Origin of the sequence: Streptomyces sp. NPDC088766, assembly GCF_044750845.1 — a bacterium.
Classification (GTDB): Bacteria; Actinomycetota; Actinomycetes; order Streptomycetales; family Streptomycetaceae; genus Streptomyces.
In genome coordinates, this window is the sequence record NZ_JBIVKQ010000026.1 from 45,336 (window position 1) to 61,219 (window position 15,884).

A 15,884-nucleotide genomic window follows, 5' to 3' on the forward strand; every position below is an offset into this window, starting at 1 on the left:
AGCTCTGGATTTCCTCAAGTGTGCTTTGGCGGCCGGGGCGGCCGGGCATCCCCCGTGCACGCACCGGTCGCACCGGTTGCGCGAGGCGCCCACGGGGGGCCGCTTCGGGGGATTCGGAAGGAGGGTGGAGCCATGGCAGTCGGCATCATCCTGGCGGTACTCGCAGTCGTCGTCCTGCTGGCGGTCGTCATCGTCAAGGCCATCAACAGGAGCATCGCCGGACACCGGGGACCGTCCCGGCCCGGCTCCCGTTCACGAGGGGGAGGCGGCGACAGCGGCGGCGGGGACAGCGGCAGCAGCTGGTGGGCCGCCGACGGCGGGGCCGCCGTGGCGTGCAGCTCCTCCTCGGGCAGCGACTCCGGCGGCTCCCACTCGGGCGGCGGTCACTCCTGCGGCGGCGGATCCTCGTCGTCCTGCGGTGGCGGCTCGTCCTGCGGGGGAGGAGGCGGCGGATGCGGCGGAGGCAGCTGACACGGGGCAGCTGAGCTCCCCCGGGGGAGCCGCATCCGGGCCGCGGGGCCGCCCCCTGACCGAAGGGCGCCCCGCGGTCGCACCATGCCCGGCGGGGCGCACGGGGGCGATTCCGGGCCGCACCGCGCACGCCGGGGTTGAACAGTTGAGCTGAGGGGCCCTCTGAGGGATGGAAACCCCACGAAGTTGGGTAAAAACGCTGTGGTGCCGCCACAGTTCATGATTCCCTCTAAAACACCAACGCAGCCCCTCGGACCCCTCGGACGTCCCGCGCGGACGTCCTTCCCCACGCCGGGCCGGCCGGGGCCGACTTCCCCCGGATTCACCGGGGTGCGCCGGACCTTTCCTCTTCTGTGCGTTCTAGCGGAGCCGAGTCATGCTCACGACCCTCAACACCTCCTACACCGACACGTGCGCGGCCGACCTGGCCTGGGCCCTGGGGCGTGAGCCACTGCCCGCCCTGGCCACACTCGACCTCGAACTGTCGGGAGCCATAATCCAGTTGAGACTGCTCGGTGCCTCGCACCAGGTGCTGCTGGAGGAGGAGCGGGGCTTGTGTTCCGAGACGGTCGCGTGCATCCCCGGCAGCAGCACCCCCCTCCCGCTCGGCGTGGCCAAACGGTTGGGCGACTGGGAGTACGAGTTCGCCGCCCGCGTCGAGACGCTGACGCCGGACCAGTTCGCGAGCCGGGCCCAGGAACTGCTGGCCCTGGTCTCCGACCACCCGCACGGCATCGCGGGCGTCTTCCCGGGCAGCCCGCACGCCTTCACGGCCCTGCTCGCGCAGCGCCACGAGGGCCATGTGCACTGGCGGACCTGGCACGCCTACCCGCAGGACGGGCAACTGGTGGCGACCAGGACGCGAGTGAGCGCGAGAGTGCCGGCGCACTGAACCACGCCTCGAAGCCTCAAACACGTGGCACCTGATCGACCGCGAACTCCACACGTGTGGGTGACGAAGGGTGTCGTAATCGTCACGTAACGTCGCAGTCGTGATCGAACCGCACGCACCGCCCCCGCCCGGCGCGACGCCCGGCGGAGCGGCGCCCGGTGCCCCGCCCGGCGCTCCGGCTCCGCCCGGCGCGACGCCCGGCGCCTCGGCTCCGCCCGGTGCCCCTCATGGCGCTCCGGCTCCGCCCGGTGCCCCTCATGGCGCTCCGGCTCCGCCCGGCGCTCCGGTTCCGCACGGCGCCCCTCATGACGCTCCGGCTCCGCCCGGTGCCCCACCCCGCGCCCCGTCCCGGCGCGGGCCCGCGCGGCTGCCCGTCCGGCCGGACACCGGACGGTTCCTGGTGCTCGCGTGCGTGTTCGTCTGCGCGGCCTGCGGTCTGGTGTACGAGCTCGAACTGGTAGCCCTCGCTTCGTACTTGATGGGCGACTCGGTCACCCAGGCCTCCGTCGTGCTGTCCGTCGTGGTGTTCGCGATGGGCATCGGCTCCCTCGCGGCCAAACGGCTGCGTCGCCTCGCCGCCGCCGGTTTCGCCGCCGTCGAGGTGGTCCTCGCCCTGGTCGGCGGCTGCAGCGCCATGGCCCTGTACGCCGTGTTCGCCTGGACGGGCGGCTGGGGCGGCCTGTGGGGGAGCGGCCCGCGCGTGCTGCTCGTCGGCTTCTGCCTCACCATCGGACTGCTCATCGGCGCCGAGGTGCCGCTGCTGATGGAGCTGATCCAGCGCGTCCGACGCCAGGACGCGGGCGGCGCGGTCGCCGACCTGTTCGCCGCGGACTACGTGGGCGCGCTGGTCGGCGGCCTGGCCTTCCCGTTCCTGCTGCTGCCCTTCCTGGGGCAGCTGACCAGCTCCCTGCTGACCGGCGCGGTCAACGTGATCGCCGGGGGCGCCCTCGTCCTCGGCCTGTTCCGCCGCGACCTCACCCGCCGCACCTGCCGGCTCCTCCTCGTCGCCAACCTCACCGTCCTCGCCGTCCTGGCCTGCGCCGCCGTGCTGGTCGACGACTTCGAACAGGCGGCCCGCCACGCGGTCTACGGTGACGACGTCCGGGTCGCCCTGCACACCGGCGTCCAGGAGGTCGTCCTCACCGGCGGCACCCGCGGCCGCCCCCTCGCCCTCTACCTCGACGGCCGGCTCCGCGGCGGCGGCCACGACCAGGTCCGCTACCACCGGGCCCTGGTCCGTCCCGCGACGGCCGGTCCCCACGCGCGCGTGCTCGTCCTCGGCGGCGGCGACGGACTGGCCGTCCGCGAGGTCCTCGCCCGCCCCGGCACCCGCCGCGTCGACGTCGTCGACCTCGACCCCGCCCTGATCCGGCTGGCCCGCGCCGACCCCGGCCTCTCCCGCCTCAACGGCCACGCCATCGACGACCCGCGCGTCCGCGTCACCGTCGGCGACGCCTTCCGCCGGCTGCGCGATACCCCGCCGGGCACCTACGACGTGGTGATCGCCGACCTGCCCGACCCCGGCATGACCGCCAGCACGAAGCTGTACTCCCAGGAGTTCTACGGCCTCGCCCGCCGCGCCCTGCGCCCGGGCGGCCGGCTCGCGGTCCACGCCGGCCCGGTGGACGTCCGGCCGTACACCTTCTGGACAGTCGAGACGACGATGCGCGCGGCGGGCCTGGGCACCGCCCCCTACCGGGCCGAGGGCGACTGGGGCTTCGTCCTGGCCGCGGCCGGAACCCGCCCCGGCCTGCGGCTCGGCCCCGGCGAACGGGCGCTGCGGACGGGCCCGGCCGGTCTGCCGGCCTCCACCCTGGTCCACCCGCGCCACTGAGCGCGCCCAGGGTACGCCCGGCCGGTGCGCGGGTGGTGCCGATCCAGGTTTCGGCGGGTGCAATCCCGGACGCGCTGGGTAGGCTCCGCCCTTATGGAGCATGAGGTGTTCGTTCCGGTTCCGGCAGAGCGACTGCGGGCGGCCCTCGCCGACCCCGCGCAGGTGGCCCGGGCCCTGCCCGGCTTCCAGCAGGACGCGGGCACCGAGCCCGTCGCCGGACGGCTGAAGCTGCGCGTCGGCGGCCACACCATCACCTACCGCGGCGCCCTGCGCGTCACCGCCCGCGAGGACCGCGGATACGCCGTCGACGGCGACGCCACCGAGGCCCGCGGCTCCGGAACGGTCGCATTCGCGCTCACCCTGGACCTGCGGGAGACCGACGGGGCCACCACGCTCCGCTTCGCGGGTACGGCGACGGCGGACGGCCGGATCGCGGAACTCCCGGCCGACGCCGTGGACTCGGCGGCCGTACGCCTGCTGGACCGGTGGGCGGAGAACCTCGGAGCGGGAGCGGAGGCCGGGGCGGAGGCCGGGGCCGAGGCGGCGGCCGGGGAGCCTCCCGCCGAGGCCACCGTCACCGAGGCCGAGGTCCCCCCGCCGGGCCCCGCCCCTCTGGACTCCGTGAACGGATCGGTCGACGCCGACGACGTCGAGGACGCCGACGACATCGATGACGACGCCGACGACGTGGAGGACGCCGACGACGTGGAGGACGTGCTCGACGTGGGCCCCACGGATGCGGTGGACACCGTCGCCGAGTTCCCGGACCTCGGCGTGCCCCCGGCCGAGGCCGCGCACGCGCGCCGCACGATGATCGGGCGCAGCGCGGAGGAGGTGGACCACGCCCCGCCGCGCGGCCGGTACGCCCCGGTCCCGGCCCCGCAGACCGTCGCCCGGGACAACGCCCTGCGCTGGGCCGCCCCCGCGGCCGCGCTGGCGGTGGCCTCGGCGATCGTGGTCGGCCGGGCGCTGCGGCGACGCCGATGACCTGAGCGCCGGTGACCTGAACGCCGGTGACCTGAACGCTGCGGTGACACCCGACGCCCCCTTGATCACCTCGATAGGGTCGTCCCGTGAGTGACGAAGACTTCACGCTGACCGCGGGAGACGCGGAGGTGACCGTCCGGCCCGGCAACGGCGGGCGGGTCGGAGGGCTGCGCGTCGGCGGGGCGGAGCTGCTGCGGCAGGGCGAACGCTTCGGGTGCTTCCCGATGGTGCCCTGGTGCGGGCGGATCAGGGACGGCCGCTTCCGCGACGGCGCGGCCGTGCACCGGATGCCGCTCAACGCCCCGCCGCACGCCATCCACGGCACCGTCCGCGACGGCGCCTGGAAGGTGGCCCGCAGGTCGGCGGACGAGGCGGTCCTGACGTACGACCTGGTCGACCCCTGGCCCTACCCCGGCCGGGTCACGCAGATCGTCGCGCTGACCGAGGACGCGCTGACGCTGTCCATGGCGGTGGAGACGTACGGCTCGTCGTTCCCGGCGCAGATCGGCTGGCACCCCTGGTTCAACCGGAACCTCGGCGGCGAGAGCGGCGAGACCGGCGAGGGTGTCCAGGTCGCCTTCGACCCCGCCTGGCAGGAGGAGCGCGGCGAGGACCACCTGCCGACCGGCAACCGGATCGAGCCGAAGCCCGGCCCCTGGGACGACTGCTTCGGCATGCCCGACGGCGTCTCCGTGTCCCTCACCTGGCCGGGCCGGCTCCGGCTGGAGGTGACGAGCCGGGAGAAGTGGGTCGTCGTCTACGACGAGCAGGAGGCCGCCGTGTGCGTGGAACCGCAGACCGGCCCGCCCGACGGCCTGAACACCCTCCCGCGCCTGGTCACGCCCCTGGAGCCGCTGGAGGCCACGACCACCTGGTCCTGGACCCGCCTCTGACCGCTCGTTCCGGAACGAGGTCGGAGCCGTCCCCGGCAGATGATGCTGCACGCGGGTCGGAGCAGGCCGAGGTGCGGGTCGGCACGTGTCTCGTGGCGGGTGCGGGTGCGGGTGCGGGTGCGGGTGCGGGTGCGGAGGCGGAGGCGCTTGGGCCGACGGAGCCGGGCGGAGGTGCGCTCGACGATCCGGTGGGTCCTGCCGGGCCGGAGCCGTGCGGGGCGCCGCGTCGGGCGATCTCCGGCGCGATGCCGCGGGTCCGGAGGACGCGGCGGTACCTGTCGAGGCCGCGGCCGCGGTCGGCGAACACGCGTCGGGGGCGGTTGCGGGGTCTGCCGACCGGCCCAGGGACGGGCAGGACCGCGTCCAGCAGCGGGGCGAGCCGGCTGATGTCGTGCCGGTTCCCGCCGGCCGGGGCAGTGGCGGGCGGGACGCCGTGGCGGTCGGCGACGAGGCGGTACTCGCCGCCCGGGCGGGTGCGGTCGACCGGCGAAGATCCGTCGCCGCACGACCGTTGCCGCACGACCGGGGCCGCCGTTCAGCACCTGCCACCGGCATCCGAGCGAGGGGATCACCCGGCTCCGCGACGCGCTGTGGCGTCAGGAGATGTACGGCGCCGAGGGCGCTGATCACCCTGGAGTGAGCACCGTCCGGTCGCATGATCACCCCTGAGTGAGCACTGTCCGGCCGTATTTGGGCAGTGAACCGGTCTGGAAAACGGGCAACGACCGCGCCGAGTCTGGCTGTCGTGGCTCGTGACCAGGAGAAGGTTTGATGGACGTAGTCGTACTGGGCGCCGGGCCCGTCGGCCTGATGGCTTCGATGATGCTGGCCCGTGACGGGCATCAGGTCACCGTGCTGGAACGCGACGGCGCACCGCCCGCGGGCAGCGGTGAAGAGGTGTGGCGGGGGTGGCACCGGCCGGGCGTCGGTCAGTTCCGCCACCCGCACCTGCTGCTGCCCGCGGTGCTCAGGACCCTGACGGGCGAACTGCCCGAGGTCGTGGCCGAACTGACGGCCCGGGGGGCGGTCCTCACCAATCTCCTCGACGGTCCGCGGCGGCTCGGCCAGGCCGGTGCGTGGCGCCCGGGCGACGAACGGTTCGCCATGATGACGGCCCGCCGCCCGCTTCTGGAAGCGGCGCTCGACACCGTCGCCGAGAGCTGTGACCGTCTCCGGATACGCCGCGGGACCAAGGTCACGAAGCTGCTGCCCGGTAACGAGCACGTGCCGCACCGCCCTCATGTCACTGGAGTGCTCACCCGGGACGGCGAAGCCGTCCACGCCGACCTCGTGGTCGATGCCGGGGGCCGGAACTCACCCGTGGGCAGGATGCTGCGGGACCTCGGCGCGCCCGGCCCCCTCGAGGAACGGGCGGAGGACGGCTTCCTGGCGTACACGCGGTATTTCCGCTCGGCGGACGGCTCCGTGCCCGAGCTGCCGCCCGCGCACAGTACCCACTACGCGTGCGTGTCGACCATCGCGACCCTGGGGGACGCGGGCGTCTGGTCGCTGTCGGTCGGTGTCTCCAGTCGTGACCGGGAGCTGCGCGCGCTGGCTCGCCCGGACCCGTGGCACCGGGTGGTGGCGCTGCTGCCGCAGGTCGCGCACCTGGCCGAGTGCGGCGAACCCGTCACGGGCATCATGGCCATGTCCGGCATGGAGAGCAGGTACCGGCGTTTCGTCGTCGACGGCGCCCCGGTCGCGACCGGGACGGTGAGCATCGGGGACGCCTGGGCCACGACCAACCCGCTGTTCGGCCTCGGCCTGTCCCTGGGGGCGCTGCACGCCACGGCCCTGCGGGATCTGCTGCGTTCCACCGCCGCCGGCAACCCGGAGAAGCTGGCGCTGTCGTTCGCGGAGGCGACGGAGGCGACGCTGGGCCCGGTTCACCGCGGTGTCGCCGGCTGGGACCGGCACAGGTTGGCCGAGATCGACGCGGTGAGGGCGGCCGCTCCCGTGCCGTACCGCACCGATGACCGGGACTGGCACGTCAGGAGGGCGCTGGACACCCTCAAGTTCCGGGACCCCGACCTGCTCCGGGCGTACGCGGCCGGAGCGGCGCTGCTCAACGGCCCCGGGGCGCGGCCGTCCGACGCCGAGACGGCCGAGCGGATCGCCCGGTTCGGTCTCCGTCCACCGTACGGCGAACCCGGCCCCACCCGGGCCGATCTCCTCGCCGCGGTCGGCGCTTAGGTCCGGCCCGGCTGTCCGGCCCGGCGGTCCAGCCCGGCGGTCCGGGCGGCACGGGGGACGCGGCACCGGCGGTGGCCCTGCTCCTGGCACGGGCCTGCTCACCCGGCCGCCGGGGGCACGGGTTCCTCGGCCTCTCTTCCCGCGGGTGAACCCGTACATCCCGCTGCTCGCGGCAGCAGACCCACCTTTATCACCGCACCGGGCGGGACCCGCCCGGTGCCGACACTGGAGAGCGCAGGAAATGAAACTCCTCGGACCCGGCACCAGGCCGGCGAAGGCCGTCCGCCGATCAGTGGTCACGGCTGCCATGGCGGGGCTCGCCCTCGGCCTGACGCCCGGACCGGCGCAGGCGGCGGAGACCACCGTCACCGGCACTTATCAGAACAAGCAGACCGGACTCTGCCTCGACAGCGACGCCCACGGCAATGTCTACACGTCGATCTGCGACCCGAACAGGAAGAACCCGTACCAGCAGTGGGTCTTCACCTACACCGGCCCGTGGGCGAACACCGTCGTGAACGTCGCCACGAAGAACTGCCTGACCGTGGCCGCGTTCGGGGAGGCCATCGCCACGACACGCTTCTCCTGCGGGGCCGTGGACAACACCCGGTGGATCAAGGACGGCGACTCCCGCCGCAGCGCCGCGTTCCCCACGGTGTGCCTGGACAGCAACTGGTCCTACGAGGCCTACCCCCATGCCTGCAACGGCGGCAACTACCAGAAGTGGCAGCTCAACGTCCTCTCCCGCACCTGAGAGACGACGACGGACGACGGAAGGCACAGAAATGAAGATGCTCGGACTCCTCGGCAGGCCGATGAAGGCCGTCCGCCGGTCGGCTCTGCCGGCGGTCATGGCGGGGCTCGCCCTCGGCCTGGTGCCGGCGCCGGCGCACGCGGCGGACATCACCGTCACGGGCACCTACCAGAACAAGCAGACGGGCCGGTGTCTCGACGGCAACGCCTGGGGCGAGATCTACACGTCGGTCTGCGACCCGAACAGGAAGAACCCGTACCAGCAGTGGGTCTTCACCTACTCCGGCCCGCAGGCGAACACCATCCGCCAGGTGGCCACGGGCCACTGCCTGTACCTCCCGTACAGCACCCGTGACTACGTGTTCTCGGCGGACACCCTGTGCGGCACCTCCGACTACGCCGAGTGGATCAAGGACGGCGACTCCCGGCGCAACGCCGTGGACCCCACGCTGTGCCTGGACAGCAACTGGGCCGGTGAGGTGTACCCCCATGTCTGCAACGGCGGCAACTACCAGAAGTGGCAGCTCAACGTGCTCTCCCGCACCTGAGCCCGCGACCGCCTGAAACGGCCGCCCACCGTGTCGCCGGAAAGGCTCTCCACGGTGGGCGGCCGTTCGTCCGACGGGACCGGGCTCCGTCGACGGGTCCGGGCCCCGTTTGTCACAGCGCTGCGACGAGGGTGTCCTGATCGGGTCCCCCGACCGAACCGGTCGGCGAAGCGGGCCGTCGTGCCGACTGAGAACGCGGAACCGCAGAACACGCTGCGGCCCGCTCACCGACCGAGAGGAACACCCGTCATGAACCGCCGCCTGCGCACCGCCCTCGTCGTCTCCGCCGCCCTGAGCACCGGACTGCTCATGACCGCCTGCGAAGGCGGCCCGGCAGACGCCGCCGGCAAGACCGGGACGGCTTCCTCCGGCACCCCCGCGGACCCGGCGGCCGCCGCCACGGCCACGCCGGGCGCCGCACAGGACGGCGGTGCCGCGAAGACCGGCCCGTCGACGGCCGACGGCGGCGGCAAGGCCGAGGACCGGTCCTCGTCGTCCGGGGGCGACTCCGCCGCCGCCGACAAGAGCGGCTACGGCCAGGGCTGCGGCACCAACGACCTCCAGTGGTCCGCCAAGCCCATGACCCAGGCCGGCGGCTACTACCAGGTCGGCGTCAAGGCCAAGTCCGGCATCACCTGCGTGCTGCCCGCCGGTCTGCCCGTCTTCGCCTTCGGCTCCGGCGGCACCCAGGCCGGCCCCGCCGAGCAGGTCGCGGGCGAGGAGATCACCCTCACCGGCGGCAAGACGGCCTACGCGGGTGTCACCCCGAAGACCACCGACGGCGACACCGGCACGGAGTACAGCACGGTCATCGTCTCCGTCAGCGAGGACGACCCCAACCCCGTCTCCCTGAACGTCGGTTCTGTCGTCGTCGACAAGCCCCTCACGACCAACTGGCACACCGACCCCGCCGACGCGGTCCCGTTCACCTCCTGAACCGCCGACGGCGCCGATGCCCGGGTGCGGGATCCTGCACGGCACGTACTTCCGCGGTCGCCGCAGGCCGGGCCGGCCGGGGACCGCGGATCCGCGCTCGGAGAGAAGCCTGCGCGTCCCGCCGATCGCGCGGGTGACGGCGGAGCGGTCGACGCACCTCGGCAACGGCCTGCCACGGCCGGCCGACTCCTCCTCCGGACAAGCCGGATGCCGTCGAGAGACCCCTGTGGACGGCTGATGCGCAGGAACCGTCCGGTCGACCGTGACCGCCGCATCCTGATCATGCCACCCACCAGGGAGAACCAGGGAGAACAGGTCGCCCGCCGGCACGCACCAGCTCGTAAGCTGAGGGGCATGACGGACGACGTACGCGGCGCGCTGCTGCAGCAGATCAAGGACAAGGCCGTGGTGCACGGCAAGGTGACCCTCTCCTCGGGTCTGGAGGCCGACTACTACGTCGACCTGCGCCGCGTCACCCTCGACGGCGAGGCCGCCCCGCTGGTCGGGCAGGTGCTGCTCGACCTGACCGCCGAGCTGGACTTCGACGCGGTGGGCGGGCTGACCATGGGCGCCGACCCCGTCGCCGGCGCGATGCTGCACGCCGCCGCCGCGCGGGGCCGCAGGCTGGACGCCTTCGTCGTGCGCAAGGCGGCGAAGGCGCACGGGATGCAGCGGCGCGTCGAGGGCCCCGAGATCAAGGGCCGCCGGGTCCTGGTCGTCGAGGACACCTCGACCACCGGCGGGTCGCCGCTGACCGCCGTGGAGGCCGTGCGGGAGGCGGGCGCCGAGGTGGTGGCCGTGGCGACCATCGTGGACCGGGCGACCGGCGCCGCGGAGAAGATCGAGGCGGGCGCGGGCGTGCCGTACCTGTTCGCCTTCTCGAAGGATGAACTGGGTCTGGACTGAAGGCCCGGTATGACCTGGACTTGACCGGCGCACGGACCGGCCGCGCAGGTCTGGAAAGATGGGCACGACGACGACGTCGAACCCCAAGGTCTAGGTCAGGGCCGTAGGACTCAGAAACACCAACCCGCACACCCAAGGAGCGGACGAATGCCCATCGCAACCCCCGAGGTCTACAACGAGATGCTCGACCGGGCGAAGGCAGGCAAGTTCGCCTACCCGGCCATCAACGTCACCTCGACCCAGACCCTGCACGCGGCTCTGCGCGGCTTCGCGGAGGCGGAGAGCGACGGCATCATCCAGATCTCGACCGGCGGTGCCGAGTTCCTGGGCGGCCAGTACAGCAAGGACATGGTGACCGGCGCCGTCGCCCTCGCGGAGTTCGCGCACATCGTCGCCGAGAAGTACCCGGTCACGGTCGCCCTGCACACCGACCACTGCCCGAAGGACAAGCTCGACGGGTACGTGCGTCCGCTGCTGGAGATCTCCCGCAAGCGCGTCGAGGCCGGCCTCGGCCCGCTGTTCCAGTCCCACATGTGGGACGGCTCCGCCGAGACCCTCGCCGACAACCTCTCCATCGCGCAGGAGCTGCTGGCGAAGGCCCGCGCCGCGAGGATCATCCTCGAGGTCGAGATCACCCCGACCGGCGGCGAGGAGGACGGCGTCTCGCACGAGATCAACGACTCCCTCTACACGACGGTCGACGACGCGCTCCGCACCGCCGAGGCCCTCGGCCTGGGCGAGAAGGGCCGCTACCTGCTCGCCGCGTCCTTCGGCAACGTGCACGGCGTGTACAAGCCGGGCAACGTCGTGCTCCGCCCCGACCTGCTGAAGGAGCTGAACGACGGCGTCGCCGCCAAGTACGGCCGGCCGGCCGGCAGCAAGCCGTTCGACTTCGTCTTCCACGGCGGCTCCGGCTCCTCCGCGGAGGAGATCGCGACCGCGCTGGAGAACGGCGTCGTCAAGATGAACCTCGACACGGACACGCAGTACGCCTTCACGCGTCCCGTCGCCGACCACATGTTCCGCAACTACGACGGCGTCCTCAAGGTCGACGGCGAGGTCGGCTCCAAGAAGACCTACGACCCGCGGACCTGGGGCAAGCTGGCCGAGGCCGGCATGGCCGCGCGCGTCGTCGAGGCCACGCAGAACCTGCGCTCCGCGGGTACGAAGATCAAGTAGCGGCGGACGCCGGCCGGGACCTCCCCGGCCGGCGGTTCCCCGCTCGCAGCGAGCCCGGTGCCTCGGCGCCGGGCTCGCGGTATACCTGGGACCATGCCCGACGTCCGGCTGGCCTCGCCCCAGGGCAGGTGGATCCTGTTCGCCACGGTTCTCGGCTCCAGCATGGCCATGCTGGACGCGACCGTCGTCAACATCGCCCTGCCCCGCATCGGCCGCGACCTGGACGCCGACCTCGCCGCCCTCCAGTGGACCTCCAACGCCTACCTGGTCACGCTGGCCGGACTGATCCTGCTGGGCGGCTCCCTCGGCGACCGCTACGGCCGCCGCAAGGTCTTCGTGGTGGGCGCGGTCTGGTTCGCCACGGCCTCCCTGCTGTGCGGGCTCGCCCCCGACGCCGGCGTGCTGATCGCCGCCCGCGCCCTCCAGGGCGTCGGCGGCGCCCTCCTCACCCCCGGCTCCCTCGCCCTCATCCAGGCCTCCTTCCACCGCGACGACCGCAGCCGGGCCGTGGGCCTGTGGTCGGGCTTCGGGGGCATCGGCGCGGCCGTGGGGCCCTTCCTCGGCGGCTGGCTGGTGGACGGCCCCGGCTGGCGCTGGGTGTTCCTGCTCAACGTGCCGCTCGCCCTGCTGTGCGTGCCGGTCGCCCTGCGGCACGTCCCCGAGTCGGGCGACGGCAAGGCGCACGGCCGCTTCGACGTCCTCGGTGCGGTCCTGGGCGCCGTCGCCCTCGCGCTCGTGACGTACGCGCTGATCGAGGCGGGCGAGGGGTCCGTGGCCGTGGCGGTGGCGGCGGTGGCCGGTCTCGCCGCCGCGGTGGCCTTCGTGCACGTCGAGCGGCACCGCCCCGACCCGATGATGCCGCCCGGCATCTTCGCCTCCCGCCAGTTCACGGCCGTCAACCTGGTCACCCTGTGCGTGTACGCGGCCCTCGGCGGCTTCTTCTTCCTGGCCGCGCTCCAGCTCCAGGTCGTGGCCGGCTACTCCGCCCTCGGCGCGGGTACGGCCCTGCTGCCGACGACCGTCCTGATGCTGCTGCTCTCCGCCCGCTCCGGTCAGCTGGCCGAACGGATCGGCCCGCGCATCCCGCTCACCGTCGGCCCGCTGCCGGCCGCGGCCGGGATGCTGCTGATGCTCCGCGTCGGCCCCGGCGCCTCCTATGTTGCCGACGTGCTGCCCGCCGTCCTGGTGCTCGGCCTCGGCCTGGTCACCCTGGTCGCGCCCCTGACCGCGACCGTCCTGGCCTCGGTCGACGTCTCCCGCGCGGGCCTGGCCAGCGGCATCAACAACGCGGCGGCCCGCGCGGCGGGCCTCGTCGCGGTGGCCGCGCTGCCCCTGCTGACCGGGATGGGCGCGGAGGCGTACCGCTCGGCCGACGCCTTCGACGACGCGTTCGGGCGGGCCATGCTGTGGTGCGCGGGGTCGCTGGTCGTCGCCTCGCTGATCGCCTTCACGACCGTGCGCCGCCCGCCCCCGGACTGCCGCCGCCCGGAGTGCAGGACCTACGGGGCCGTGCTGGCGCCCCCGCTGGAGGGGGAGCGGGCGGCGCCGCGGCTGCCGGCGGGGCCCGCGGAACCGGAGAGCTGAAGGGGGCGGAGGGCGAGGAACGCGACCCCGTCGGCGTGAACCCCGGCGGGTCCTCCAGACTGGACCCATGTCCATTCACGAGAACCTGCTCGGGGGACCGCCCCCGACCCACCTGCCCGACGACCCCGAGCCCCGCGAGCTGCTCGCGGCCGGCACGGCTCCCGCCGATGTCGCCGCGAAGTACCCCACGTCCTCGCTGGCCTGGGCCCGCCTCGCCGACGACGCGTTCGAGCGCGGCAGCGTCGTGGAGTCGTACGCCTACGCCCGTACCGGCTACCACCGCGGCCTGGACAGCCTGCGCCGCAGCGGCTGGAAGGGCCACGGACCGGTGCCCTGGGAGCACGAGCCGAACCGTGGCTTCCTGCGCGCCCTGCACGCCCTCGCCCGCGCCGCCGGATCGATCGGCGAGCAGGAGGAGTACGAGCGCTGCACACAGTTCCTGAAGGACTCCTCGCCGACGGCGGCCCAGACGCTGGGCTAGCCCCGGCCGCTCCTTTCGGGGTCCCGGCCGCTCCTTTCGGGGTCCCGGCCGCTCCTTTCGGGGTACGGGCCCGCCCGGTGTGATCGGGCGGGCCTTGCACTTTCGGGTGACGATTGCGGAAGATGCCCCCTGGGGACCGGGGCCCCCGTGTCGGTAACGGCAGGGGCGGACCGCTACCCGGAGTACATATCAGGAGACAGCGATGTCCCATGAGGCTCACGAGCCCGAGACCCCGCATCTCGACTTCGCAGGCACGACGCCGTACGAGGACTACGTCAAGGCGGACGTGCTCACCCACCTCCAGCACACCCTCTCCGACGACCCCGGAGAGATGGTCTTCCTGGTCACGACCCAGGTGATGGAGCTGTGGTTCACGGTGATCGTCCACGAGTGGGAGACCGCGGCCGGCGCCCTGCGCCGGGACGACGTGCCGACGGCCGTCGCCGCGCTGAAGCGCTCCGTGCGCGAACTGGAGGCGCTGAACGCCTCCTGGAAGCCGCTCGGACAGCTCACGCCGGCCCAGTTCAACTCGTACCGCGGCGCGCTGGGCGAGGGCTCCGGCTTCCAGTCCGCGATGTACCGGCGCATGGAGTTCCTGCTCGGCGACAAGTCCGCGTCGATGCTGGTCCCGCACCGCGGTGCCCCGCGCGTCCACGCCGAGCTGGAGAAGGCGCTGCACGAGCCGAGCCTCTACGACGAGGTCCTGCGGCTCCTCGCCCGGCGCGGGCACGCCGTCCCGGAGGCCGCTCTGACGCGTGACGTCTCCCGGCGCTACGAGCCGTCGCCGGAGGTGGAGGCGGTGTGGACCGCCCTCTACGCGGGCGACGAGTCCGACGAACTCGCGCGTCTCGGCGAGGCGTTGACCGATGTCGCCGAGCTGGTGTGGCGCTGGCGCAACGACCACCTCGTCGCCACCCGGCGCGCGATGGGCGCCAAGACGGGCACGGGCGGTTCGGCCGGCGTGGCCTGGCTCGAGAAGCGCGCGCAGAAGAACGTCTTCCCCGAGCTGTGGACGGCGCGCTCCCATGTCTGACCTCTCCCGCAGAGCCCGTGAGCTCGACTCCGCCGACGAACTGGCCCACAAGCGCAAGGAGTTCGTCCTCGACGAGGTCGTCTACCTCGACGGCAACTCGCTGGGCGCGCTGCCCGTGTCCGTCCCCGGGCGGCTGGACGACGTCGTCCGCCGCCAGTGGGGCGAGCTGCGCATCCGCTCCTGGGACGAGAGCGGCTGGTGGACCGCGCCCGAGCGGATCGGCGACCGGATCGCCCCGCTGGTGGGCGCGGACGCCGGGCAGATCGTCGTGGGCGACTCCACCAGCGTCAACGTGTTCAAGGCGCTGGTCGGCGCGGTGCGGCTGGCGGGGGAGGAGCGGGACGAGATCCTCGTCGACGCGACCACCTTCCCCACGGACGGCTACATCGCCGAATCGGCGGCCCGGCTGACCGGCCGTACGCTGCGGCCGGTGACCCCGGCGCAGGTGCCGGCGGCCCTGTCGGACCGTACGGCCGCGGTGCTGCTCAACCACGTCGACTACCGCACCGGCCGGCTGCACGACCTGCCCGCCCTCACCGCCGCCGCGCACGCGGCGGGCGCGATCGCCGTCTGGGACCTGTGCCACAGCGCGGGCGCGCTGCCGGTCGGTCTCGACGAGCACGGCGTGGACCTCGCGGTCGGCTGCACCTACAAGTACCTGAACGGCGGCCCCGGCGCACCGGCGTACCTGTACGTGCGGCGTGCGCACCAGGACCGCTTCGACTCCCCGCTGCCGGGGTGGAACTCGCACGCCGAACCGTTCGGCATGCGGCCCGGCTACGAGCCCGCCCCGGGTGCCCCGCGCGGGCGCGTCGGCACCCCGGACATCCTGTCGATGCTCGCCCTGGAGGCGGCGCTGGAGGTCTGGGAGGGCGTGTCCGTCGACACGGTCCGCGCCAAGTCCCTCGCCCTGACGGACTTCTTCCTGGAGTGCGTCGCGGCGTACGTCCCCGACGGCACGGTGGAGTGCCTCACCCCCAGCCCGCACGACCGGCGAGGCAGCCAGATCGCGCTGCGCTGCGACGCCGCGGACGAGGTGATGCGCCGCCTGATCGCACGCGGGGTGGTCGGCGACTTCCGCCGGCCGGACGTGCTGCGCTTCGGCTTCACCCCGCTGTACGTCGGGTTCGGGGACGTGGAGCGGGCGGCGGCGGTGCTGGGGGAGGTGCTGGAGGAGGTGGCGAGGGGCTAGCT

The 15,884-nt window shown here is 73.5% G+C and carries 15 protein-coding genes; all 15 read left to right on the forward strand.

Annotated features, from left to right (window positions below; all coding sequences use genetic code 11):
* Positions 1 to 132 precede the first annotated feature (132 nt).
* Positions 133 to 471 carry a hypothetical protein gene (locus ACIP5W_RS29190; RefSeq protein WP_401479833.1) on the forward strand — a complete coding sequence of 113 codons (339 nt, stop codon included), beginning with the start codon at positions 133 to 135 and terminating at the stop codon, positions 469 to 471.
* Positions 472 to 847: 376 nt separating this feature from the next.
* Positions 848 to 1,363, forward strand: a complete 516-nt coding sequence (locus tag ACIP5W_RS29195) for a DUF2617 family protein (RefSeq protein ID WP_401479836.1) — start codon at positions 848 to 850, stop codon at positions 1,361 to 1,363.
* Positions 1,364 to 1,463: 100 nt separating this feature from the next.
* Complete coding sequence (locus ACIP5W_RS29200; protein WP_401479839.1) at positions 1,464 to 3,197, forward strand: polyamine aminopropyltransferase; 1,734 nt, start codon at positions 1,464 to 1,466, stop codon at positions 3,195 to 3,197.
* A 93-nt stretch (positions 3,198 to 3,290) separates the two neighbouring features.
* Complete coding sequence (locus tag ACIP5W_RS29205; protein ID WP_401479842.1) at positions 3,291 to 4,184, forward strand: SRPBCC domain-containing protein; 894 nt, start codon at positions 3,291 to 3,293, stop codon at positions 4,182 to 4,184.
* A gap of 86 nt (positions 4,185 to 4,270) precedes the next feature.
* The gene (locus tag ACIP5W_RS29210) at positions 4,271 to 5,077 is read left to right on the forward strand and encodes an aldose 1-epimerase (RefSeq protein WP_401479844.1); all 807 of its coding nucleotides are present in this window, start codon (positions 4,271 to 4,273) and stop codon (positions 5,075 to 5,077) included.
* A gap of 771 nt (positions 5,078 to 5,848) precedes the next feature.
* Positions 5,849 to 7,270: an FAD-dependent oxidoreductase gene (locus ACIP5W_RS29215; RefSeq protein ID WP_401479847.1), complete on the forward strand. Its 1,422-nt coding sequence runs from the start codon at positions 5,849 to 5,851 to the stop codon at positions 7,268 to 7,270.
* Between the two features lie 241 nt (positions 7,271 to 7,511).
* Entirely contained in the window at positions 7,512 to 8,024 is a 513-nt protein-coding gene (locus ACIP5W_RS29220) for an RICIN domain-containing protein (RefSeq protein ID WP_401479850.1), read from the forward strand.
* Positions 8,025 to 8,055: 31 nt separating this feature from the next.
* Positions 8,056 to 8,571 carry an RICIN domain-containing protein gene (locus tag ACIP5W_RS29225; RefSeq protein WP_401479853.1) on the forward strand — a complete coding sequence of 172 codons (516 nt, stop codon included), beginning with the start codon at positions 8,056 to 8,058 and terminating at the stop codon, positions 8,569 to 8,571.
* 249 nt (positions 8,572 to 8,820) lie between these two features.
* Positions 8,821 to 9,507 (forward strand): DUF4232 domain-containing protein, encoded by a 687-nt coding sequence (locus ACIP5W_RS29230; RefSeq protein ID WP_401479855.1) that lies wholly within the window; start codon positions 8,821 to 8,823, stop codon positions 9,505 to 9,507.
* 354 nt (positions 9,508 to 9,861) lie between these two features.
* On the forward strand, positions 9,862 to 10,413 hold the full coding sequence (pyrE, locus tag ACIP5W_RS29235; RefSeq protein WP_366059052.1) for an orotate phosphoribosyltransferase: 552 nt from the start codon (positions 9,862 to 9,864) through the stop codon (positions 10,411 to 10,413).
* Positions 10,414 to 10,560: 147 nt separating this feature from the next.
* Positions 10,561 to 11,592, forward strand: coding sequence for a class II fructose-bisphosphate aldolase (gene fbaA / locus ACIP5W_RS29240; RefSeq protein WP_401479858.1), 1,032 nt, complete (start codon positions 10,561 to 10,563; stop codon positions 11,590 to 11,592).
* A gap of 93 nt (positions 11,593 to 11,685) precedes the next feature.
* Positions 11,686 to 13,176: an MFS transporter gene (locus ACIP5W_RS29245; protein ID WP_401479861.1), complete on the forward strand. Its 1,491-nt coding sequence runs from the start codon at positions 11,686 to 11,688 to the stop codon at positions 13,174 to 13,176.
* A 67-nt stretch (positions 13,177 to 13,243) separates the two neighbouring features.
* Positions 13,244 to 13,657, forward strand: coding sequence for a DUF3151 domain-containing protein (locus ACIP5W_RS29250; RefSeq protein WP_401479864.1), 414 nt, complete (start codon positions 13,244 to 13,246; stop codon positions 13,655 to 13,657).
* 202 nt (positions 13,658 to 13,859) lie between these two features.
* Entirely contained in the window at positions 13,860 to 14,690 is an 831-nt protein-coding gene (locus tag ACIP5W_RS29255) for a tryptophan 2,3-dioxygenase family protein (protein ID WP_382782077.1), read from the forward strand.
* Positions 14,683 to 15,882 carry a kynureninase gene (gene kynU / locus ACIP5W_RS29260; RefSeq protein ID WP_401479867.1) on the forward strand — a complete coding sequence of 400 codons (1,200 nt, stop codon included), beginning with the start codon at positions 14,683 to 14,685 and terminating at the stop codon, positions 15,880 to 15,882. The genes ACIP5W_RS29255 and kynU overlap by 8 nt, the downstream gene beginning before the upstream one ends.
* Positions 15,883 to 15,884: the final 2 nt, after the last annotated feature.